The sequence below is a fragment of the Azospirillum melinis genome (assembly GCF_013340935.1).
Taxonomy (GTDB): domain Bacteria; phylum Pseudomonadota; class Alphaproteobacteria; order Azospirillales; family Azospirillaceae; genus Azospirillum; species Azospirillum melinis.
In genome coordinates this window covers 215804-235888 of sequence record NZ_WHOS01000003.1, presented here as the reverse complement: position 1 = coordinate 235888, position 20085 = coordinate 215804, and the positions used below count along the sequence as shown (strand labels likewise).

Sequence of the window (20085 nt, the reverse complement as noted above, 5' to 3'; positions counted from 1 at the left end):
CATGCTGCCGGAGCAGGCCGGCCGGCTCCCTGACATTGTCCGGAGCGTCTCGGCGGCAAGGCTCGGCACTTGGCGGAACCACGGCGACAGGCTAGGCTCCGCGACGTTTCCGTCAAGTGGCTATCATATCTTACGGTTTGCCTTATGCCCACCTGCATCGCCCCCACCTGTATTGCTTTGATCGTGGCCGGAGGGTCCGGACAGCGGTTCGGGGCCGAGCGGCCGAAGCAGTATCTCGACCTCGCGGGCAAGCCGGTGCTGCGCCGGACGGTGGAGGCTTTCCTGAGCCATCCGCAGGTCACCGGCGTGCGCGTGGTCATCGACCCGACTTGGCGCGATGCCTATGACGCCGCCCTGTCCGGTCTTGCCCTGCCCGACCCGGTTGCCGGCGGCGCCAGCCGTCAGGACTCGGTCCGCAATGGGCTGGAGGCCCTGGCCGCCGACGGCGCACCCGATCTCGTGCTGATCCATGACGCTGCCCGCCCCCTGATCGATGCGGACACCATCGCCGCGGTGATCGCGGCGCTGGACAGCACGCCGGGCGCCATCGCGGCGGTGCCGGTGGCCGATACGTTGAAGCGCGGCAGCGGAGACGCCATCACCGGCACGGTTGACCGCGAAGGGCTGTGGCGGGCGCAGACACCGCAGGGCTTCCGCTTCCCCGATATTCTCGAAGCCCACCGGGCTGCCGCCGGCCTGTCGCTGACCGATGATGCCGCAGTGGCGGAGCGTGCCGGGCTGACCGTGGCGCTGGTGCCGTCCAAGGAGGACAATTTCAAGGTGACCACCCCCGACGACCTCACCCGCGCCACCCGCGCGATCATGAGCAGCCTGTGGGACGTGCGGACCGGCAGCGGTTTCGATGTCCACCGCTTCACCGATGGCGATTTCGTGACGCTCTGCGGCCTGCGCGTCCCCCACAGCCATGGGCTGGAAGGCCACTCCGACGCGGATGTCGGATTGCATGCGCTGACCGACGCCATTCTCGGGGCGCTGGCCGCCGGCGACATCGGCAGCCACTTTCCGCCGACCGATCCGCGTTGGCGTGGGGCCGACAGCGCCAGGTTCCTGCGCCATGCCGCCGATCTGGTGGCGGAGCGCGGCGGCGTCATCGCCCATGCCGACGTGACCATCATCTGCGAGCGGCCGAAGGTCGGCCCCCACCGCGCCGCCATGACGGACCGCATTGCCCAGATTCTGGGCATCGAGGTCGGACGGGTCAGCGTGAAGGCGACCACCACCGAACAGCTGGGCTTCACCGGCCGGCGCGAGGGTATTGCGGCACAGGCTGTGGCGACCGTCCGACTTCCGGGCTAACATCCCGACCAACGATACGAACCGGGAGAGGCCGTCATGTTTCCCGAGATCATCCGCGACCTCGCCGCCCAGACGCTTGCCGAATACGGCCTCGCCGGCTTCATGCTGGCGACGGCCGAGTCCTGCACCGGCGGCCTGATCGCCGGCGCCCTGACCGACATCGCCGGCTCGTCCAAGGTGGTCGACCGCGGCTTCGTCACCTACACCAACATCGCCAAAACCGAAATGCTGGCCGTTCCCGCCAGCCTGCTTCATGCCCATGGTGCCGTCAGCCCGGAGGTGGCGGTCGCCATGGCGGTCGGCGCGCTGGCGAAATCGCGGGCCGACGTGACAGTGGCGGTGACGGGAATCGCCGGCCCCGGCGGAGCCACGGAAACCAAGCCGGTGGGCCGGGTCTATGTCGCGACCGCCGTGCGCGGCGGAGCTGCCAAGGCCAAGGAATACACCTTCCCCGGCGACCGCGACGCCGTGCGGATGGCGACGGTCCAGGCGGCGCTGGAGAGGCTGCGGCTCGCCCGGCCCACTGGAAGCCTGCGCTGAAGAAACGCCGGCAAGCTCTTCACAACGAAGGAAAATGATCTAATGCCGACCATCAACATCCAGCTGTTCGAAGGACGCACCGTCGAACAGAAGCGCGAATACGCCAAGGCGTTGACCGAGGCGACCGTGAAGGTCCTCGGCTGCTCGCCGTCCGCGGTGGACATCATCTTTCAGGACGTGAAGAAGAGCGATTGGGCGAGCGGCGGGGAGCTGTGGTCGGACAAGAGCTGACCGACCACCCGACCCAATCGGCCGCGGCCGGCGTCAGGCCGGCTGCGTCGCGCGGCCCGGCCCGTAAAGCTGGGCCGCACGCGTTTCGAAGGCCTGCACCATGCGCCGGACAGCCTCGTTGAACAGCAGGCCCATGATCTTCTGCAGCATCTTCGAACGGAACTCGAAATCGACGAAGAAATCGACGCAGCAACCGCCGGGATGCTCGTTGAAGATCCAGTGATTGTTCAGATACTGGAACGGCCCGTCGGTGTACTGCACGTTGATCCGGCAGTCGGGCTCGTGCAATTCCACTCGCGAGGTGAAGCGTTCGCGGACCATCTTGAAACCGATGATCAGGTCCGCGAACATCACGTTGTCTTCGCGCTTCCGGATGCGGGCCGCCAGGCACCAGGGCAGAAACTCCGGATACTTCTCCACGTCCGCGACCAGGTCGTACATCTGCTGGGGCGTGTAGGGAAGAACCTTCTTCTCCGCGTGCGTGGGCATGCCCGTACCGTGTCCTTTCTTATTGAACCGCCTGGATCAGGCGGCCGCGACCCCCAGCCTGCGCAGCCGGGCTTCACGCAGCTTCTCGAAATCCGCACCCGCATGGTAGGACGAGCGCGTCAGCGGCGATGAGGCCACCAGCAGGAAGCCCTTGCCGCGGCCAACAGTGGAATAACCGTCGAACTCCTCGGGAGTCACGAAGCGATCCACCGCCGCATGCTTGGGCGTGGGCTGGAGATACTGCCCAATCGTCAGAAAGTCCACATCGGCGGAGCGAAGATCGTCCATCACCTGCCCGATCTCCTCCTTCGTCTCGCCCAGACCGACCATCAGGCCGGACTTGGTGAAGATCGTCGGATCGAGTTCCTTCACCCGCGCCAGCAGCTGCAGCGAGGCAAAGTAGCGCGCGCCGGGACGGATCGTCGGGTAGAGGCGCGGCGCGGTTTCCAGATTGTGGTTGAAGACGTCGGGCTTGGCCTCCACCACCACCTCGACCGCACCCTTCTTCTTCTGGAAGTCGGGGGTGAGGATCTCGATGGTCGTCTCCGGCGACGCGACACGGATGGCGCGGATGGTGCGGGCGAAATGCTCCGCACCGCCGTCGGCCAGATCGTCGCGGTCGACTGAGGTGATGACCACGTGGGAAAGCTTCAGTTGACCGACGGCCTCCGCGACTTTCTCCGGCTCATGCGGGTCGAGCAGGTCCGGGCGTCCGGTCTCCACGTTGCAGAAGGCGCAGCCGCGCGTGCAGATGGAGCCCAGGATCATGAAGGTGGCGTGCTTCTGCTTCCAGCACTCCCCGATGTTCGGGCAGGCTGCCTCTTCGCACACGGTGTTCAGCTTCAGCCCACGCATCAGCTGGCGGGTCTCGTTGTATTCCTGGCTCATTGGCGCCTTGACCCGGATCCAGGCCGGTTTGCGCTGGATGGGGTTGTCGGGCTTATGGGCCTTTTCGGGGTGGCGCAGCTTCTCGGTCTGGTCGACGAGGGTCATGGTCTAAAGCTCCCGATGGCCGACGCGATGGCCCGGCCCCGACAATTAGGTGCGATGAGGATGTCAAACCCGCCATTCCGGCGGAAACAGTTCGGCCGGATAGGCCGGATCGAGCGCCTGGTCAAGCGTGAAAGGCAGCTCGACCGGGAAATGGCCGTCAGGGGTATCCGCCTCGACGGCAGCCCGCAGGCGGGCATCCGAGTAAACCTCGGCGAAAACGTTGACGATGTATGGCCGAAGGCTTGGGCTGTCCTTGATCTCGCGGATCAGCTTCTTGCGCTGCTCCCGTACTGTCAGGCGCCAGCCACGCTCGCAGCGTTCCCGAAGATCCGGGCAGAACATCCACTTCAGCAAATGGACCAACAGAACGCCAAGGCGATGGTCGATCTCGGACTTCTGGCTGCGGCCCATGCTCTCGATCTCCTCGGCGACGTTCTCCCAGTCGACCGGGGCATTGTTCCGCTCGGCGCCGGCACGGCGAAGCTCCTGCGCCTGGGCTTGGGTCCAGGCGTAAAAATCCTCGTCATAAGCGGCGTTGCTGCGGTCCATCGCTCCGTCCGGTTTGGAAAAACGTCACCTCGGAAGATCCTAGTTAAAAGTGGATCGCCCGGCCATAGGCATCAAGGACCGACTCATGCATCATTTCCGACAGGGTCGGGTGCGGGAACACCGTGTGCATCAGCTCGGCCTCGGTCAGTTCCGACGACTTGGCGATGCCGTAGCCCTGGATCAGCTCGGTCACTTCCGCGCCGATCATGTGGGCGCCCAGCATCTCGCCAGTCTTGGCGTCGAAGATGGTCTTGATCAGGCCTTCCGGTTCGCCGAGCGCGATGGCCTTGCCGTTGCCGACGAACGGGAAGCGGCCGACCTTGATCTCGTAGCCGGCTTCCTTTGCCTTCTTCTCCGTCAGACCGACCGACGCGATCTGCGGGTGCGAATAGGTGCAGCCCGGGATGTTGCGGACGTTCAGCGCATGCGGATGCTTGCCGGCGATGTGCTCGGCCACGATCACACCCTCGTGGCTGGCCTTGTGGGCGAGCCAGGGGGCGCCGGTCACGTCGCCGATGGCGTACACGCCCGGCTCGTCGGTCTCGCACATGCCGTTGGTCTGGATATGACCGCGGTCGGTCTTGACCTTGGTGTTCTCCAGGCCGAGGTTCTCGGTGTTCGGGCTGATGCCGACGGCGACGATGACGCGATCGACCGTGATGTCCTCGGTCTTGCCGCCGGCCTCGACGGCCACGGTCACGCTGTCGGCGGCCTTGCGCAGGTTGCCGGCCTTGCCGCCGGTGATGATGCGCATGCCCTGCTTCTCGAAGGCTTTCCGGGCCATCGCGGAGATTTCCTCATCCTCCACCGGAAGGATGCGGTCCATCACCTCGACCACGGTGACCTTGGCGCCGAGCGCATTGTAGAAGCTGGCGAACTCGATGCCGATGGCGCCGGAGCCGATGACCAGCAGCGACTTCGGCATGGCATCCGGAGTCATCGCCTTGCGGTAGGTCCAGACCAGCTTGCCGTCATCCTCCAGACCCGGCAGCGTGCGGGCACGCGCACCAGTGGCGATGATGATGTGCTTGGCGCCGAAGGTGCCGACCGGGGCTTCGCCCTTCGAAACCGCCACCTGCCCCTTGCCGAGCAGCTTGGCGGAGCCTTCGATCACCGCGACCTTGTTCTTCTTCAGCAGGTGCTTGACGCCGCCGTTCAGCTGCCCGGCGACCTTGCGCGAACGGGCGACGACCTTGTCGAGGTCGAAGGACGGGTTCTGGATGACCAGACCATAGTCGGACGCGTGCTTGGCGAGATGCAGCACCTCGGCCGAGCGCAGCAGCGCCTTGGTCGGGATGCAGCCCCAGTTCAGGCAGATGCCGCCCAGGAGTTCCCGCTCGATGACCGCGGTGTGCAGGCCCAGCTGCGCGGCGCGGATCGCCGCCACGTAACCGCCCGGTCCGCCGCCGATGACGATGACGTCGTAATTGATGTCGGCCAAGGGTGTTCTCCCCATTCAGGAGCGAGGCGCATCCTCGCGGCCGGCGGCAAAGATGCCTTCCTCGACCCGGCACGCCTCGTCGATGATCGTCTGGTACAGGGTGGCCATGAAGTCCGGATCCAGGCCGTAGGCCTTGCCTGCCTCGGCCGCCCGCCGTTTGACCGCTTCGACGCGGTCGGGCAGGACGGCCGGCAGTTTCTCCGCCATCTTCACCGATGCTACGCGGTGGACGACGGACAGGCGCTTGCCCAGCAATGCGACGATCTCGTCGTCGATGGCGTCGATTTCGGCGCGGAGCGGGGCAAGGCTTTTCGACATGGAACCGGTCCTCTAACCGTCAGAGCAGCATCGAGAGCGGATCCTCGAGCAGCTTCTTCACCGCTCCAAGGAATTCCGCACCGACGGCGCCATCGGCCACGCGGTGATCGAAGGTGCCGGTCAGGCTCATCACCGTGGCGATGGCCAGAGCGCCGTCCTTCACGACCGGGCGCTGCTCGCTGGCGCCGACGGCCAGGATGCAGGCCTGCGGCGGGTTGATGATCGCCTGGAACTGCTTGATCCCCATCATGCCCAGATTGGAGATGGAGATGGTGCCGCCCTGATACTCTTCCGGCTTCAGCGCGTTGTCGCGCGCCTTCTTGGCCAGCACCTTCATCTCGTTGGAGATGTCGGCCAGACCCTTGGTCTCCGCCTTCTTGACGATCGGCGTGATCAGCCCGGTCGGCGTGGCGACGGCGACCGAGATGTCGGCGTGGCTGTACTGCAGCATCGCCTCGTCGGTCCAGGCGGCATTCAGCGCCGGGACCTTCTTCAGCGCCAGCGCCACGGCGCGGATGATGAAGTCGTTCACCGACAGCTTGTAGGCGTCGGACCGGCCATTCAACTCGGCACGGACCTTCATCAGCGCGTCGATCTCGACATCCACCGTCAGGAAGTAGTCGGGAACCGTGCGCTTCACCTCGCCCAGACGCTTGGCGATGGTCTTGCGCATGCCGCTGTTCGGCACGGCGGTATAGGCCATGCCCAGCTTGTCGGCGAGCGCCTTGGCGTCCACGCCCTCGGCCTTGGGAGCCGGGGCCGGTGCAGCGGCGGGAGCCGGAGCGGCGGCCGGAGCCGGGGCAGCAGCCGGAGCGGCAGCGGCCTTGGCCGGGCCGGCGGCCTTGGCGGCCTCGACGTCGGCCTTGACGATGCGGCCGTGCGGGCCGGTGCCCTTGACGGTCTTCAGGTCGACGCCGGCCTGTTCGGCGATGCGGCGGGCCAGCGGGCTGGCGAACACGCGCTCGCCAGCCGCCGCAGGAGCGGCAGCGGCCGGAGCCGGAGCCGGAGCAGCGGCGGCAGCCGGGGCTGCCGTGGGCGCCGGGGCAGCTGCCGGAGCAGCGGCTGCCGGGGCCGGAGCGGAACCGGCCGACGCCAGCGCGCTCTCGTCCTCGCCCTCTTCCAGCAGGATGGCGATGGGGGTATTCACCGCCACGCCCTGGCTGCCGGCCGGGATCAGGATCTTGCCGATGCGGCCTTCATCGACCGCTTCGACTTCCATGGTGGCCTTGTCAGTTTCGATCTCGGCGAGCACGTCGCCGGACTTCACCGTGTCGCCTTCCTTCTTCAGCCACTTGGCGAGGTTGCCCTCGGTCATCGTGGGCGAGAGGGCGGGCATCAGAATCTGAACGGTCATCCTATCAGCCCTCCTCTCAGCGATAGCAGGCTTGCTTTGCGGCCTTGACGATGTGATCGACCTGCGGCAGCGCCAGCTTTTCCAGGTTGGCGGCGTAGGGCATCGGCACGTCCAGGCCGGCCACGCGGGCCACCGGCGCGTCGAGATAGTCGAACGCCTGCTCCATCATCAGCGCGCACATTTCCGAACCGATGCCGGCGAAGGGCCAGCCCTCCTCGACGGAGACGAGGCGGTTGGTCTTCTTGACGCTGTTGACGATGGTCTCGGTGTCCAGCGGACGGATCGTGCGCAGGTTGATGACCTCCGCGTCGATGCCTTCCTTGGCCAGGATCTCGGCGGCGGCCAGGGCATGGCCGACCATGATCGAGAAGGCGGTGATCGTCACGTCCTTGCCGGCGCGCTCGATCTTGGCCTTGCCGATCGGCAGGACGAATTCCTCGTCCTCCGGAACCTCGAAGCTCTGGCCGTAGAGGATCTCGTTCTCGAGGAAGACGATCGGGTTCGGATCGCGGATCGCTGCCTTCAGCAGGCCCTTTGCGTCGGCCGCCGACCAGGGCGACACGACCTTCAGGCCCGGGCAATGGGCGTACCACGAGGCGTAGCACTGCGAGTGCTGGGCGCCGACGCGGGCAGCGGCGCCGTTGGGGCCGCGGAACACGATCGAGTTGCTCATCTGACCGCCCGACATGTACAGCGTCTTGGCAGCCGAGTTGATGATGTGGTCGATCGCCTGCATGGCGAAGTTGAAGGTCATGAACTCGACGACCGGCTTCAATCCCTTGAAGGCGGCGCCGACGCCAAGGCCGGCGAAACCGATCTCGGTGATCGGCGTGTCGATGACGCGACGCTCGCCGAACTCCTGCAGCAGGCCCTGGGTCACCTTGTAGGCGCCCTGGTACTGGGCGACCTCCTCACCCATGACGAAGACCTTGTCGTCACGGCGCATTTCCTCGGCCATCGCGTCGCGCAGCGCTTCGCGGACCGTCTTCTTGACGGTCTTGGCCATGAACCTGTCCTCGTCCGACGCGGGCGCCGCGACCGGAGCCGCCGGCACCGTGGGCGCCGGGGCCGGAGCAGCTTCCGCCACCGGGGCGGGAGCGGGGGCGGCCGGAGCTGCGGCGGTTGGGGCGTTGCCGCCCTTGCTCAGCGCGCTCTCGTCCTCGCCTTCTTCCAGCAGGACGGCGATGGGGGTGTTCACGGCGACGTTGTCGGTGCCCTCGGCGATCAGGATCTTGCCGACGCGGCCTTCATCGACCGCCTCGACCTCCATGGTCGCCTTGTCGGTTTCGATCTCGGCGAGGACGTCGCCGGACTTCACCGAGTCACCTTCCTTCTTCAGCCATTTGGCCAGTTTGCCCTCGGTCATCGTGGGCGACAGGGCCGGCATCAGCACTTCGATCGGCATTCCTCAACCTCCGGCGGCGCGGGGAGTCCGGTTTCCCGTCCCACAAGGCGCCGCTCCCGCTTATCGTTGACGTCAGGATCAGACGAGAATGTCGGTCCACAGCTCCGACGGATCGGGCTCCGGGCTCTGCTGGGCGAATTCGGCCGATTCGGTAACGATCGCCTTCACCTCGCGGTCGATCTCCTTCAGCTTGTCCTCGTCGGCGTGGTTGCCGGACAGGATCTTCGCCTTCAGCTGATCGATGGGATCGGATTCCGACCGCATCTTCTCGACCTCTTCCTTCGTCCGGTACTTGGCCGGGTCGGACATCGAGTGGCCGCGGTAGCGGTAGGTCTTCATCTCGAGGATGACGGGGCCGTTGCCCCCGCGGATGTGGGGCACCCACTGGTCCGCCGCGGCCTTGACCTCCAGCACGTCCATGCCGTTGACCTGATAGCCGGGGATGCCGTAGGCCGCACCGCGCTGGTGCAGTTCGCCTGCAGAGGCGCGCTCCTGCGAGGTGCCCATGGCGTATTTGTTGTTCTCGATGATGAAGAGCACAGGCAGCTTCCACAGCGCCGCCATGTTGAAGCTCTCGTAGACCTGGCCCTGGTTGATCGCGCCGTCGCCGCAATACACGGCAGCCACGCCGCCGTCGTTGCTGTACTTGTGCGCGAAGGCCAGACCCGTGCCGAGCGGGACCTGCCCGCCGACGATGCCATGGCCGCCGAAGAAGTTCTTCTCCTGGCTGAACATGTGCATCGAGCCGCCCTTGCCCTTGGAGTAGCCTCCAATGCGGCCGGTCAGCTCGGCCATCACGCCCTTGGCGTCCATGCCGCAGGCCAGCATGTGGCCGTGGTCGCGGTAGCTGGTGATGACGCTGTCGCCATCCTTCAGGGCGGCCTGCACGCCGACCACAACGGCTTCCTGGCCGATGTAGAGGTGGCAGAAGCCGCCGATCAGACCCATGCCGTACAGCTGGCCCGCCTTCTCTTCGAAGCGGCGGATCAGCAGCATCTCGCGATAATAATGAAGAAGCTCTTCGGAAGAGACGGCTTGAGCGGGCGCGGTGTCGGTCAGCGCCTTGGTGGAACGGCGTCGGGACGCGGCCATGATTCCTCCCCAGGGTTCAAGCGGCAAAGGTCTTTGACACCTCTTGCCGCCGCGCGTTGCGGGCATACGGGAGCCCGCACCGGAAGCGAATATGGCGCGCACACTACACGAGCTTCTGGAGGCGCGCAAATGTCTGTTTTTGCAGCGCTATTTCAGATTAACCGCGAAACGGTTAATCGGCTGATTTCCCCTTACTTCTGCTGGCCGGCCCCTTCCTGCTCGGCCAGTTTCGGCAGCTTGACGACCACGTCGCGCGGGCTCGCGAAGTTCAGCATCAGACGTGCCCGCTCCTCCAGCATGTCGCGGTCGAGGCCGTCGCCGCGCAGCAGCTGCGCACGGCGTTCCATATCCTCCCGCTCGGTGCGGAGCTGGTTGAGGACCCCTTCGGCCTGGGCGATCTCCCCCTGGATCTGCTTCATCGCCACCAGTCCGCGGTCGCCATGGACCGCGTAGTAGGCGAAGTAGGCGACCACGCAGGCGCACAGCGCCGGCATGATTGCTTGGCGGATCGCGCTTTTGGCGGCGCGGGCGAGCGTGTCGGTGAGGTCGGCGATCATCGTCATGGTGGCATGATGGAATCACAGCGACTTTCCGCCGGTCAAACGAAAAAGATGGAAAAGCCAAGTCGCAAAAGGTTCGTGTTCTTTGCGCAACCCAGTAATGGGTATCCGTCACGTCCAGGCCACAAGTCGCGTTGATGTTCTTGTAAAGTTCTCGTCAGCCGCCGCAAGGATCCAGCGTCTGGAAACCTGTTCATCGGAACAGGCACCCACCCGGCATAGCACCAAGGTGGATGGAATGAAACCGGCGGTGGCGTGTTTGGAGGCATACGGTGCCACCGGAGCCGTACCGAGTCCGCTTCGTACTCGCACAGCAGGTCCCGTCGATGGCGCCGCCCACTGGCTGAGGAGCAACACTCATGCGCAGCAAGTTTCTGATCGTGGCCCTGCCCGCCCTGCTTCTGGGTCTGGCCGCCTGCGATGACCATAACGCACAGAATTCCAACGCGTCCAACCAGACCAGCCCGACGACCAGCAGCGGGTCGAGCAGCGGGTCCACCACTGTCCCGCCGCCTTCGACCGGCGTGCCCGTGCAGGGCGGCACTTCCGGCAACTCGATGAACGAGACCACAGGTGCCACCCAAACCGTACCGGGCGGATCGACCGCCGGAGGGTCGGCCGGCGGCGGTGCCAGCACCGGCGGATCCGCCACCCCCTCGGGCGGCCAGTAAAACAGCGGATTTAAAAACAGCGGATTTGCGGCCCCTCTCCTTTCGCGGATGAGGGGCCGTCCGCCTATACGTCCACCACCCGCCCGTGCCGCTCGGATACGGCGGCGCCGCTGTCCGGTTCGAAGGCGACGCCCTTGACCAGCGCCACCACCTCGCGGCCGGGCACCAGCCCCAACTCGCGCACCGCCGCACGGGTGATGCGCGCGATCAGGAATGAACCGCCCAGCGCCAGCCGCACGTCAGCGGAGGATGGGCCTGCCTCCGCCAGCTCGATCACTGTCGCGGCCAGTGCGTTGCGCAGGCTGACCCCGGCCAGCGGCTTCAGCGCGACGATCACGTCGCGGGCATGGATGTGCAGCCGGACGGCGGAGCCGGGTGGGCGGTCGATCTGCGGCACGGTCAGCCGTCCGCCGTCGAAGGCCAGCACCGACAGACCGTCTTCCGGAATATGGGTCTCGACCGTCAGGTCCAGCACGGCGCCGGCATCCTGCGCGCCGGTCACCGCCGACAGGTCCAGCCTGCCCATCACCGTTCCGACCGGTCCGGACGCACGCACCCTGCCCTCCCCGATCAGCACCATGGTGGTGGCAAGCCGCACCACCTCGTCCAGCGCGTGGCTGACCATGACGATGGGGATGTTCATCTCGTCACGCAGCCGCTCGATGTAGGGCATGATCTCCGCCTTGCGGGCGGCGTCGAGCGAGGCCATCGGCTCGTCCATCAGCAGAAGGCGTGGCTGAGCCAGCAGGGCGCGGCCGAAGGCGACACGCTGCCTCTCGCCGCCGGACAGGCCGCGCGGCCGGCGGTCCAGCAGATGGCCGAGCCCCAGCAAATCCACCACCGGGCCGAAGGCGATGCGCCGCTCCGCGGCCGGCACGCGGCGCAGGCCGTATTCAAGGTTGCTGCGGACGGTCATGTGCGGAAACAGCCGCGAATCCTGGAAGACATAGCCGATGCGTCGCTTCTCCACCGGCACGTCGATGCGCCGGGCGCTGTCGAAGAACATTGTGTCGCCGACGCGGATATGCCCGTCGTCCGGCCGGGTCAGCCCGGCAATCGCATTGATGACGGAGGTCTTGCCGGACCCGGAACGGCCGAACAGCGCCGTCACGCCGCGTTCCTCGGCGGTGAAGGCGATGTCGAGCGTGAAGGCGCCCAGCCTCTGGCGGATTTGCAGGTCCAGCATGATCAGACCTGCCCGATCAGGCGGCGAACCCGGTTCGCCAGGAATTCAGACAGCATCAGCGCCAGCAATGCCACGGTGAAGGAAATTGCCGCCAGCCTTGCCGCCACCGCATCGCCGCCGGGTTCCTGCGTCGCGGCATAGATCGCCAGCGGCAGGGTCTGCGTCTTCCCGGGGATGTTGGACACGAAGGTGATCACCGCTCCGAACTCGCCCATCGCCGCTGCGAAGGCCACAATGGCGCCGGACAGCAGTCCGGGCGCCATCAGCGGCAGCAGGATGGTGAAGAATCGGTCGACCGGCCCGGCACCCAGCGTGCGCGCCGCCGCCTCCAGCCCGCCGTCGATGGCCTCCACCGACAGGCGTATCGCCCGCACCATCAATGGGAAGGAGGTCACCGCCACCGCCAGCGAGGCGCCTTCGGCGGTGAAGATCAGCTTGATCCCGAAGGTCTGGTACAGCCAGCCGCCGACCCCCCCCTTTGTCCCCATGGTCACCAGCAGGATATAGCCGGTGACCACCGGCGGCAGGACCAGCGGCAGATGGACCAGCCCGTCGAACAGCGTCTTGCCCGGAAAGGAATAGCGGCCGAGCACCCAGGCGGCGAGCACGGCGAGCGGCAATCCCAACGCGATGGCGACGCCCGCGACACGCAGGCTCAGCAGCAACGCGGTGGTCTCCATCGGCGTCAGGATTTCCATGCCGCTGAGCTTACGGTGCTTTGGGCGCCGGGACGAAGCCGAATTCCTTCCAGACCGCCATGCCGTCCGGCGACTTCATGTAGTCGAGGAACGACGCGGCAGCCGCATTCTTCGAGGACGCAACCAGCGCCGCCGGATAGGTGATCGGCGGATAGCTGTCGGGCGGGAAGGCCGCGGCGACCTCCACACCCGGATCGACGGCCGCATCGGTGCGATAGACAATGCCGACCGGCACCTCGCCGCGGCTGACCAGAACCAGGGCCGCGCGCACACTGTCGGCCCGCGCCAGCTTCGGTTCGACCGCCGCCCACTGGTCCAGCTTCTCCAGCGCGGCCTTGGCGTACTTCCCGACCGGAACGTTCGATGGGTCGCCGGTGGCGAGCCGCCCGTCGCCCAGCTGCTCCGCCAGCTTGCCGCCCTTGGACAGGTCGGGCTTCAGCGTCGATCCCTTCGGCACCACAATCACCAGCTCGTTGCCGAGCAGGTTCACCCGGCTGTCGGTCTTGATCAGGCTGCGTTGCTGGAGATAGTCCATCCAGTCGAGATCGGCCGAGATGAAGATGTCGGCCGGAGCGCCATTCTCGATCTGCTTGGCCAGGGCCGACGAAGCGGCGAAGGAGGAGGTCACGGTGGCCCCGGTCTTCGCCTTGAACTGCGAGGCCAGCTTTTCCACCGCATTCTTGGTGGAGGCCGCCGCCAGCACCAGCACATCCTGCGCCATCGCCGCCGGTGCCGCGAGCGTCAGCCCGACACCGAGAATGACCGCCGACATTGCCGACCTGAACCGGCCGCGCCCCAGAGACCTATGCAACCCAACCATCGCCACCTCCTGCCGGATTTGACATTTCATCTATATTCAAACGGATACAACGCTTCGCAATTGCGGTAAAGCCCAAACGGCCCGGCTGACGCTGGTTCCGACTCTCAGCTGCCGAACCTGGATGCGCATATCGGGCGTTCACATCATGTCATGACTTGCCTTGCTATGCCGTGATAGGAAGTTCGGCTGATCGGACCCGGTCCAAGCCACCTCCCGCACCAGGAAAGCCCCATGCGCGCCGTCAAGATTTCCCCCTCGATTCTCTCCGCCGATTTCGCCCGGCTGGGCGAGGAGGTCCGCGCGGTCGATGCCGCCGGCGCCGACTACATCCACATCGACGTGATGGACGGCCATTTCGTGCCGAACCTGACCATCGGGCCGGGCGTGGTGAAGGCGCTGCGCCCCCATACCGCCAAGGTCTTCGACGTCCACCTGATGATCTCGCCGGTCGACCTCTTCGTTCCGGAATTCGGTAAGGCCGGCGCCGACATCATCACCGTCCATCCGGAGGCCGGTCCGCACCTGCACCGCACCATCCAGCTGATCAAGTCGCTGGGCAAGAAGGCCGGCGTGTCGCTGAACCCGGCCACGCCGGTGGACGCCATCCAGCATGTGCTGGAGGACATCGACCTCGTGCTGGTGATGACGGTGAATCCCGGCTTCGGCGGCCAGAGCTTCATCAAGAGCCAGCTTCCGAAGATTCGCGACCTGCGCGCCCGCATCGACGCGCTCGGCAAGCAGATCGACCTGGAGGTGGACGGCGGCATCAACCCGGAAACCGCGCGTCTGGCCATCGAGGCCGGCGCCGACGTGCTGGTCGCCGGCACCGCCACCTTCACCGGCGGACCGGAGCAGTACGCCGCCAACATCAGCGCGCTGCGCTGACCGGGCCCGAAGGAATGCAGCCCCGCAGCGCCCCCGATTGAGGAGCGCTGCGGGGCCGCTTTCGTTCAGGGAGACGGCAGGGAGGATACGGCGTATGGCCGGGAGGCTCCACCCCACCGAAAGAGTACCAGTCCAAAAGATCCTCCGGCGCTGAGAACCAAATCCCTCTTTGCCCGTTATTGGGCATGGGAAGACGGTCCCGCAACGGAAGGGAAATCACCATGGGCATTCTCTGGACGATCATCATCGGCTTTCTCGCCGGCATCGTCGCCAAGTTCCTGATGCCGGGTCGCGATCCGGGCGGCTTCATCATCACCACCCTGCTGGGCATCGCCGGCGCCTTCGTCGCCACCTATCTGGGTGCTGCCGTCGGTTGGTACCGGCCGGGTGAAGGCGCGGGCTTCATTGGCGCCATCGTCGGCGCGATCATCATCCTGGCCATCTACCGCATGATCGCCGGCCGCCGCACGACGGTGTAAGGACGGTTCAGAGAAGCGTCGGCCTGCCCGTAGGCCGGACATGAAAAAGGGACCGCCGGACGACCGGCGGTCCCTTTTTCATCGCGTGGAGGGCATCAGGCCAGCGCCACCGGCTGCGGCATGAAGATGGCACGGGAGATGGCGGCCTGGATGCCGGCGTTGGTGAAGGGCTTGCGGACGATCTGCCCCAGATGGCGGGCGTCGCGGGCCAGAATGTCGTCGTCGAACGCGGTGACGAAGATGGTGCGCAGGTCGCGCACGCGTTTCAGCCGCCGGGCAATCTCGATCCCGCTGCCGCCATCGGCCAGCCGGACGTCCAGCAGGGCCAATGTCGGCTTTTCGGCATCCAACAGGGCCAGCGCCTCCGGCTCGTTGCCGGCGGTGCCACAGACGACATGGCCCATTTCCGCGACCAGCGCTCCCAATTCCATCGCCAGCAGGGCGTTGTCCTCGACCACCATGACCCGCTGCACCATGGTGCTGCGGACCCGCGCGCGCGCGGACTTGAGCCGCAGGATCGCCTCCCCCGTCCTCAATTGCAGGACCTTCGCCGCCTGCGGCAGGGACAGCCCCTCCAGAGCGGTCAGCAGATACAGGCGACGGTCGGCCTCCGGCAGTTCGGCCAGGGCGCGTTCGATGGGATGGGGAGAGGGCAACGGGCGGCCGGGCGGCCCGAATTCCTCCGGAGAGCGGTCGAACAACAGGTTCAGCAGGGCGTACATCGACAGGCGGGCGCCATCGCCGCCGCGGTCCAGCCCGAAACGGGTGGGCGCCATCACCGCAGCCTCGACACAGCGTGTCACCAGGGCGTCGCCACGATCGGTGGCACCGGTCAATGCACGCGCATAGCGGCGCAGCACCGGAACCACTTCGAACAGTTCGCATTCGTAAACGAGCATACCCGTGACTCCGCTCCCCGGTGGGAGTTGCCGCTCTGGAATCGCGCCGGCCCTGTCCAATCGGGCCACAGAACCTGCTTGATGATCGTCCGTCGTCTTTCCCGGATCCTACCACGACCGGCGGAGGGGTCGAATGGGAAATGGGGGTGTGGGCGGTCATCGCCCGGTCAGCAACTTACGATCAAGGTCAGGCCGATCGGTCGCTTGGCTTCCGGTCACTTGGCGCACAGGTCACTTGGCGCACGGATCACTTGGCATTCTGGCGAATCTGCCTGCTGCGCCACTGCCACGGCTTTTCCACCTGCCCGGCCCACAGCCCCAGCCGCTTGCTCTGGGCATAGGCTTCGCCCTTCTGATAAGCGGGCGACAGGCTGGCATATTGAAAGGCCCAGCCGCGCGCCACCATCGCAGCCCCCAGATCGACGCCGCGCACGCGGCATTCGCCCTTCTTCTCGCCGGTGCGGTCCTGTTCGGTAACGGTGCAGGTCACCTCCTCGCCCTTCACCATGTTGGCGAGCACCGCGGTGGCGACCTTGAAGCAGTCCAGCTCGTGGCCGTGGCGGTTCTTGCACTTCTGCCCCGGATCGGGCGCATCGATGCCCATCAGCCGCACCGCCGTCCCGTTGACGGTCAGCAGATCGCCCTCCACCGCCATGGCGGAGCCCTTGATCGTCTGGTCAGGCGTGTTGGCGACGGGGCCGCGGCTCTTGGCCGACTGGTTGGTCTGCGCCGCTGCGGAGCTGGCCAGTGAAAGCATCGCAACGACCGCTGCAACCCTCATCGCCGCCGCCCTAAGCATCGCCTCAGAACAGGCTCGGCTGATCATCGCCCCGCTTGTCCTTCGCTTTCGCCGGCACGGTCTCCTGCGGCGGGTCGAGGCAGGAGCAATCGTCGTTGCGGACGCTGTTGACCTTCGGCCCCACCGGCACGACGTCCAGCCACTCCTCCGGTGCGGAGCGGATCAGCCCCTCCAGAACCGGCAGCGGGGTGGCCGGGTCCAGCCAAGCATCCCAATCGGCGGGGTCGAGCACCACCGGCATGCGGTCATGCAGGAAGGACAGCGTGGCATTGGTGGCCGTCGTCACCACCGTCGCGGTCTCCAGCGGCGGATCGAGCGGAGCGGCGCCCTTCGGTCCGCGCCAACACTCCCACAGGCCGGCGAGTGCGAACAGGCCACGGTCGCGGCGGCGGATGACGTGGCCCTGCTTGCGCGGCTTCGCCCCCTCCCCCACGCTGGTCCATTCATAAAATCCGTCCAGTGGGACCAGGCAACGACGCTTGCGGAAGGCATCGCGGAAGGCCGGCTTGTCGGCCACCGATTCGCCGCGCGCATTGATCATGCGGCCGCCGATGGCGGCATCGTCGGCCCAGGGCGGCACCAGCCCCCAGCGGACCATCGCCAGATGGCGGCCGTCCTCCTCCCGCCGAATGACGGGAATGTCCTGGGTCGGGGCGATATTCCACCGCGGCATCAGGTTCGGCCGCTCCCGCACGCCGAACACACGCTCGATCTCGTTGATCGGGGTGGTGAGAAGCATTCGTCCACACATGCCCTGGAATATGGCCCCGGAAGCCCCCGTGCGCCAGCCGCATTCCCCTGGCATCGGTGCGCTCCACCGACAATCCTTGCGGCGGACAACCGTCACCCATACCGGCGGCCGGGGTTTCCCTGGCGGTCAAGCCGGCCTATCTTCGCGGGGCACACCAATCGCATCGAACCGGAAGGCGGGAGTTCACCCATGAAGTTCGGCATCGGACAGGCGGTTCCGCGCACCGAAGACGCCCGGCTGCTGACCGGCGGCGGCCGCTATACCGACGACGTGTCTCTTCCCGGACAGGCCTATGCGGCCTTCGTCCGCTCGCCCCATGCCTTCGCCGCCATCGGCGCGGTCGATGCGTCGGAAGCGCTGGCGCAGCCGGGCGTGCTGGCGGTCTACACCGTCGCCGATCTGGACGCCGAGAAGATCGGCATGATCCCCTGCCAGGCGGCGCTGAAGCAGCGTGACGGGTCGGATTATGTCCAGACGCCGCGACCGGCGCTGGCCCGCGGCTTCGCCCGTCATGTCGGCGATCCGGTCGCCATGGTGGTGGCGGAAACGCTGGAGGCCGCGCGCGAGGCCGCCGAACTGGTGATCGTCGATTACGAGGACCGTCAGCCCGTCACCGGCACGCTGGAGGCGCTGGAGCCCGGCCGCCCGCTGGTGTGGGACGAGGCGCCGAACAACCTCTGCTTCGACTGGGACACCGGCGACGAGGCGGCAGTGGAGGCGGCGCTGGCCGGTGCTCACCGCGTGATCGAGCTGGAACTGGTCAACAACCGCGTCGTCGCCAATCCGATGGAGGGTCGCGCCTGTGTCGCCGGCGTCGAATCCGGGGCGGACGGCGCGCCCGGCCGGCTGCTGATCTACGTCACCAGCCAGGGCGTGCATGGCCTGCAGAAGCAGTTCGCCAAGATTCTGAACGAACCGGAACAGCGCATCCGCGTGCTGACCACCGATGTCGGCGGCGGGTTCGGCATGAAGCTCTTCAACTACCCCGAATATGTCGCCTGCCTGTTCGCCGCCCGCCGTTTGAACCGCGCGGTGAAATGGGCGGCCGACCGGATCGAGGGCTTCATCAGCGACGACCATGGCCGCGATCATGTCAGCAAGGCGCGCCTCGCGGTCGATGCCGACGGGCATTTCCTCGGCCTGCGGGTCGATACCGTCGCCAACCTCGGCGCCTACCTGTCCAACTACGGCCCCTTCATTCCGACCGATGCCGGTTCGGCGATGCTCGTCGGCTCCTACAAGACGCCTGCCGTCTATGTCCGGGTGAAGGGCGTCTTCACCAACACCCAGCCGGTGGACGCCTATCGCGGCGCCGGGCGGCCGGAGGCGGCCTATCTGCTGGAGCGGCTGATCGACCATGCCGGCCGCGTTACCGGCCTCGGTCCGGCGGAGATCCGGCGGCGCAACTTCATTCCGGCCAGCGCCATGCCCTATGCCACGCCGATGGGGCAGGTCTACGACACCGGCGCGTTCATCCAGAATCTGGAGGACGGGCTGATCCTTGCCGACATGGCCGGCCTGCCCGCCCGCAAGGCGGAGGCGAAGGCCCGCGGCAAGCTGCGCGGCGCCGGCCTGGCCACCTACATCGAGGCCTGTTCGGGCGGCGGGCCTGAGCAGGCGACCGTCCAGGTCAACGGCGACGGCAAGGTGGTGCTGATGATCGGCACCCAGACCAACGGTCAGGGCCACGAGACCGCCTACAAGCAGATCCTCGCCGACCGGCTCGGCGTCCCGCCGGAGGATGTGGAGGTGGTGCAGGGCGACACCGACCGCGTCAGCTGGGGATCCGGCACCGGCGGCTCCCGCTCGGTCCCGGTCGGCGGCTCGGCGCTGGCGGAGGGGGCAGCCAAGGTGGTCAAGGCCGCGACTACAGTCGCCGCCGACCTGCTGGAAACCGCGGAGGTCGATGTGGAGTTCGCCGAAGGCCGCTTCACCATCGTCGGCACCGACCGCTCGGTGTCTCTGAAGGACGTGGCCGCGAAGGCGGCGGACGGCGGCACTAGCGGCATTGCCTTCTCCGAGATGGCGCGCTGGACCCCGCCGGCCAGCACCTTTCCCAACGGCTGCCACATTGCCGAGGTGGAGATCGATCCCGCCACTGGCATCATCGAGGTTCTGCGCTACAGCGTCGTCGACGATTTCGGCACGGTCATCAACCCGATGCTGGTGATCGGCCAGATCCATGGCGGCGTCGCCCAGGGGCTGGGTCAGGCGTTGCAGGAGCGTGTGGTGTTCGATCCCGACAGCGGCCAGCTGCTGTCGGGTTCCTTCATGGACTATCAGATGCCGCGCGCGGTCGACATGCCGCCGATCGAGGTGAAGCTCAACAGCGTGCCCAGCACCACCAACATGCTGGGCATGAAGGGCGCCGGCGAGGCCGGGGCCATCGGTGCACCGCCGGCCATCATCAACGCGGTGGTGGATGCGCTGTCCGACCTCGGCATCACCCACATCGACATGCCGGCGACGCCGGAAACGGTGTGGGCGGCAATCCGTCATGCCGAAACCCGGATGGCCGCGGAATAGGCTGTTTAACGAGCCTTACCGGAATGGTAAGGGAAAGTCCTAGTCGGAAGGTGCGGTACTTGCCACACCTCTGTCGGATGAA

Annotated in this window: 22 protein-coding genes; 7 read left to right on the top strand and 15 right to left on the bottom strand. The window is 66.6% G+C overall.

What is annotated here, in order from left to right:
* Window positions 1-144: 144 nt before the first annotated feature.
* Genes GBZ48_RS04405 through GBZ48_RS04395 form a run of 3 tightly spaced genes read left to right on the top strand, consistent with a single transcriptional unit; the run spans window position 145 to window position 2088 of the window.
* On the top strand, window positions 145-1317 hold the full coding sequence (locus GBZ48_RS04405; protein ID WP_174469898.1) for a bifunctional 2-C-methyl-D-erythritol 4-phosphate cytidylyltransferase/2-C-methyl-D-erythritol 2,4-cyclodiphosphate synthase: 1173 nt from the start codon (window positions 145-147) through the stop codon (window positions 1315-1317).
* A 36-nt stretch (window positions 1318-1353) separates the two neighbouring features.
* Entirely contained in the window at window positions 1354-1857 is a 504-nt protein-coding gene (locus GBZ48_RS04400) for a CinA family protein (RefSeq protein ID WP_174469897.1), read from the top strand.
* Window positions 1858-1899: 42 nt separating this feature from the next.
* Window positions 1900-2088, top strand: a complete 189-nt coding sequence (locus GBZ48_RS04395) for a 4-oxalocrotonate tautomerase (protein ID WP_098739878.1) — start codon at window positions 1900-1902, stop codon at window positions 2086-2088.
* A gap of 33 nt (window positions 2089-2121) precedes the next feature.
* Here GBZ48_RS04395 and GBZ48_RS04390 read toward each other — a convergent pair whose 3' ends face one another.
* The 9 genes from GBZ48_RS04390 to GBZ48_RS04350 all read right to left on the bottom strand — a co-directional run bounded on the left by GBZ48_RS04390 (window position 2122) and on the right by GBZ48_RS04350 (window position 10292).
* Window positions 2122-2577 carry a type II toxin-antitoxin system RatA family toxin gene (locus GBZ48_RS04390; protein WP_109049901.1) on the bottom strand — a complete coding sequence of 152 codons (456 nt, stop codon included), beginning with the start codon at window positions 2575-2577 and terminating at the stop codon, window positions 2122-2124.
* Window positions 2578-2613: 36 nt separating this feature from the next.
* Window positions 2614-3570, bottom strand: coding sequence for a lipoyl synthase (gene lipA, locus GBZ48_RS04385; RefSeq protein ID WP_174469896.1), 957 nt, complete (start codon window positions 3568-3570; stop codon window positions 2614-2616).
* Between the two features lie 63 nt (window positions 3571-3633).
* Window positions 3634-4119, bottom strand: coding sequence for a DUF29 domain-containing protein (locus tag GBZ48_RS04380; protein ID WP_174469895.1), 486 nt, complete (start codon window positions 4117-4119; stop codon window positions 3634-3636).
* A 43-nt stretch (window positions 4120-4162) separates the two neighbouring features.
* Window positions 4163-5560 (bottom strand): dihydrolipoyl dehydrogenase, encoded by a 1398-nt coding sequence (gene lpdA, locus GBZ48_RS04375; protein ID WP_174469894.1) that lies wholly within the window; start codon window positions 5558-5560, stop codon window positions 4163-4165.
* 15 nt (window positions 5561-5575) lie between these two features.
* Entirely contained in the window at window positions 5576-5878 is a 303-nt protein-coding gene (locus tag GBZ48_RS04370) for a chorismate mutase (protein ID WP_174469893.1), read from the bottom strand.
* Window positions 5879-5897: 19 nt separating this feature from the next.
* Window positions 5898-7232 (bottom strand): pyruvate dehydrogenase complex dihydrolipoamide acetyltransferase, encoded by a 1335-nt coding sequence (locus tag GBZ48_RS04365; protein ID WP_174469892.1) that lies wholly within the window; start codon window positions 7230-7232, stop codon window positions 5898-5900.
* A 16-nt stretch (window positions 7233-7248) separates the two neighbouring features.
* Window positions 7249-8637, bottom strand: a complete 1389-nt coding sequence (locus tag GBZ48_RS04360) for a pyruvate dehydrogenase complex E1 component subunit beta (RefSeq protein ID WP_174469891.1) — start codon at window positions 8635-8637, stop codon at window positions 7249-7251.
* Window positions 8638-8715: 78 nt separating this feature from the next.
* The gene (pdhA, locus tag GBZ48_RS04355; protein WP_174469890.1) at window positions 8716-9729 is read right to left on the bottom strand and encodes a pyruvate dehydrogenase (acetyl-transferring) E1 component subunit alpha; all 1014 of its coding nucleotides are present in this window, start codon (window positions 9727-9729) and stop codon (window positions 8716-8718) included.
* Between the two features lie 191 nt (window positions 9730-9920).
* Entirely contained in the window at window positions 9921-10292 is a 372-nt protein-coding gene (locus tag GBZ48_RS04350; RefSeq protein WP_174469889.1) for an FtsB family cell division protein, read from the bottom strand.
* A gap of 356 nt (window positions 10293-10648) precedes the next feature.
* Between GBZ48_RS04350 and GBZ48_RS04345 the strand changes: the two genes are divergently transcribed.
* Window positions 10649-10960 carry a hypothetical protein gene (locus GBZ48_RS04345; RefSeq protein ID WP_109096343.1) on the top strand — a complete coding sequence of 104 codons (312 nt, stop codon included), beginning with the start codon at window positions 10649-10651 and terminating at the stop codon, window positions 10958-10960.
* Between the two features lie 64 nt (window positions 10961-11024).
* On the opposite strand, the gene modC is transcribed toward GBZ48_RS04345, so the two are convergent.
* From modC to modA, 3 genes are read right to left on the bottom strand one after another with little or no spacing between them, the layout of a single operon-like run.
* Entirely contained in the window at window positions 11025-12146 is a 1122-nt protein-coding gene (gene modC, locus GBZ48_RS04340; protein WP_174469888.1) for a molybdenum ABC transporter ATP-binding protein, read from the bottom strand.
* Between the two features lie 2 nt (window positions 12147-12148).
* Window positions 12149-12844, bottom strand: coding sequence for a molybdate ABC transporter permease subunit (modB, locus tag GBZ48_RS04335; RefSeq protein ID WP_174469887.1), 696 nt, complete (start codon window positions 12842-12844; stop codon window positions 12149-12151).
* Between the two features lie 10 nt (window positions 12845-12854).
* A complete protein-coding gene (gene modA, locus GBZ48_RS04330; RefSeq protein ID WP_246306967.1) occupies window positions 12855-13616 on the bottom strand; it encodes a molybdate ABC transporter substrate-binding protein in 762 nt (253 codons plus the stop codon).
* A gap of 279 nt (window positions 13617-13895) precedes the next feature.
* Here modA and rpe point away from each other — a divergent pair, with 279 nt between their 5' ends.
* Window positions 13896-14549: a ribulose-phosphate 3-epimerase gene (gene rpe, locus GBZ48_RS04325; protein WP_174469885.1), complete on the top strand. Its 654-nt coding sequence runs from the start codon at window positions 13896-13898 to the stop codon at window positions 14547-14549.
* Window positions 14550-14770: 221 nt separating this feature from the next.
* Entirely contained in the window at window positions 14771-15028 is a 258-nt protein-coding gene (locus tag GBZ48_RS04320; RefSeq protein WP_085089454.1) for a GlsB/YeaQ/YmgE family stress response membrane protein, read from the top strand.
* A 95-nt stretch (window positions 15029-15123) separates the two neighbouring features.
* On the opposite strand, the gene GBZ48_RS04315 is transcribed toward GBZ48_RS04320, so the two are convergent.
* The 3 genes from GBZ48_RS04315 to GBZ48_RS04305 form a co-directional block, all read right to left on the bottom strand.
* A complete protein-coding gene (locus GBZ48_RS04315) occupies window positions 15124-15927 on the bottom strand; it encodes a response regulator (protein WP_174469884.1) in 804 nt (267 codons plus the stop codon).
* Window positions 15928-16174: 247 nt separating this feature from the next.
* The gene (locus GBZ48_RS04310) at window positions 16175-16684 is read right to left on the bottom strand and encodes a thermonuclease family protein (RefSeq protein ID WP_246306966.1); all 510 of its coding nucleotides are present in this window, start codon (window positions 16682-16684) and stop codon (window positions 16175-16177) included.
* 46 nt (window positions 16685-16730) lie between these two features.
* Window positions 16731-17465: an SOS response-associated peptidase gene (locus GBZ48_RS04305; protein ID WP_209798136.1), complete on the bottom strand. Its 735-nt coding sequence runs from the start codon at window positions 17463-17465 to the stop codon at window positions 16731-16733.
* Between the two features lie 201 nt (window positions 17466-17666).
* Here GBZ48_RS04305 and GBZ48_RS04300 point away from each other — a divergent pair, with 201 nt between their 5' ends.
* The gene (locus GBZ48_RS04300) at window positions 17667-20003 is read left to right on the top strand and encodes a xanthine dehydrogenase family protein molybdopterin-binding subunit (RefSeq protein WP_174469881.1); all 2337 of its coding nucleotides are present in this window, start codon (window positions 17667-17669) and stop codon (window positions 20001-20003) included.
* Window positions 20004-20085: the final 82 nt, after the last annotated feature.

Excerpts from the sequence above, each read along its gene's own strand:
- GBZ48_RS04320 (WP_085089454.1), top strand. The coding sequence starts at position 14,771 with ATGGGCATTCTCTGGACGATCATCATCGGCTTTCTCGCCGGCATCGTC.
- modC (WP_174469888.1), bottom strand. The coding sequence starts at position 12,146 with ATGCTGGACCTGCAAATCCGCCAGAGGCTGGGCGCCTTCACGCTCGAC.
- GBZ48_RS04345 (WP_109096343.1), top strand. The coding sequence starts at position 10,649 with ATGCGCAGCAAGTTTCTGATCGTGGCCCTGCCCGCCCTGCTTCTGGGT.
- lipA (WP_174469896.1), bottom strand. The coding sequence starts at position 3,570 with ATGACCCTCGTCGACCAGACCGAGAAGCTGCGCCACCCCGAAAAGGCC.
- GBZ48_RS04360 (WP_174469891.1), bottom strand. The coding sequence starts at position 8,637 with ATGCCGATCGAAGTGCTGATGCCGGCCCTGTCGCCCACGATGACCGAG.
- GBZ48_RS04370 (WP_174469893.1), bottom strand. The coding sequence starts at position 5,878 with ATGTCGAAAAGCCTTGCCCCGCTCCGCGCCGAAATCGACGCCATCGAC.
- modB (WP_174469887.1), bottom strand. The coding sequence starts at position 12,844 with ATGGAAATCCTGACGCCGATGGAGACCACCGCGTTGCTGCTGAGCCTG.
- pdhA (WP_174469890.1), bottom strand. The coding sequence starts at position 9,729 with ATGGCCGCGTCCCGACGCCGTTCCACCAAGGCGCTGACCGACACCGCG.
- GBZ48_RS04390 (WP_109049901.1), bottom strand. The coding sequence starts at position 2,577 with ATGCCCACGCACGCGGAGAAGAAGGTTCTTCCCTACACGCCCCAGCAG.
- GBZ48_RS04350 (WP_174469889.1), bottom strand. The coding sequence starts at position 10,292 with ATGACGATGATCGCCGACCTCACCGACACGCTCGCCCGCGCCGCCAAA.
- GBZ48_RS04400 (WP_174469897.1), top strand. The coding sequence starts at position 1,354 with ATGTTTCCCGAGATCATCCGCGACCTCGCCGCCCAGACGCTTGCCGAA.
- GBZ48_RS04395 (WP_098739878.1), top strand. The coding sequence starts at position 1,900 with ATGCCGACCATCAACATCCAGCTGTTCGAAGGACGCACCGTCGAACAG.
- GBZ48_RS04405 (WP_174469898.1), top strand. The coding sequence starts at position 145 with ATGCCCACCTGCATCGCCCCCACCTGTATTGCTTTGATCGTGGCCGGA.
- rpe (WP_174469885.1), top strand. The coding sequence starts at position 13,896 with ATGCGCGCCGTCAAGATTTCCCCCTCGATTCTCTCCGCCGATTTCGCC.
- modA (WP_246306967.1), bottom strand. The coding sequence starts at position 13,616 with ATGTCGGCGGTCATTCTCGGTGTCGGGCTGACGCTCGCGGCACCGGCG.
- GBZ48_RS04310 (WP_246306966.1), bottom strand. The coding sequence starts at position 16,684 with ATGCTTTCACTGGCCAGCTCCGCAGCGGCGCAGACCAACCAGTCGGCC.
- GBZ48_RS04315 (WP_174469884.1), bottom strand. The coding sequence starts at position 15,927 with ATGCTCGTTTACGAATGCGAACTGTTCGAAGTGGTTCCGGTGCTGCGC.
- GBZ48_RS04300 (WP_174469881.1), top strand. The coding sequence starts at position 17,667 with ATGAAGTTCGGCATCGGACAGGCGGTTCCGCGCACCGAAGACGCCCGG.
- GBZ48_RS04365 (WP_174469892.1), bottom strand. The coding sequence starts at position 7,232 with ATGACCGTTCAGATTCTGATGCCCGCCCTCTCGCCCACGATGACCGAG.
- GBZ48_RS04305 (WP_209798136.1), bottom strand. The coding sequence starts at position 17,465 with ATGCTTCTCACCACCCCGATCAACGAGATCGAGCGTGTGTTCGGCGTG.
- GBZ48_RS04380 (WP_174469895.1), bottom strand. The coding sequence starts at position 4,119 with ATGGACCGCAGCAACGCCGCTTATGACGAGGATTTTTACGCCTGGACC.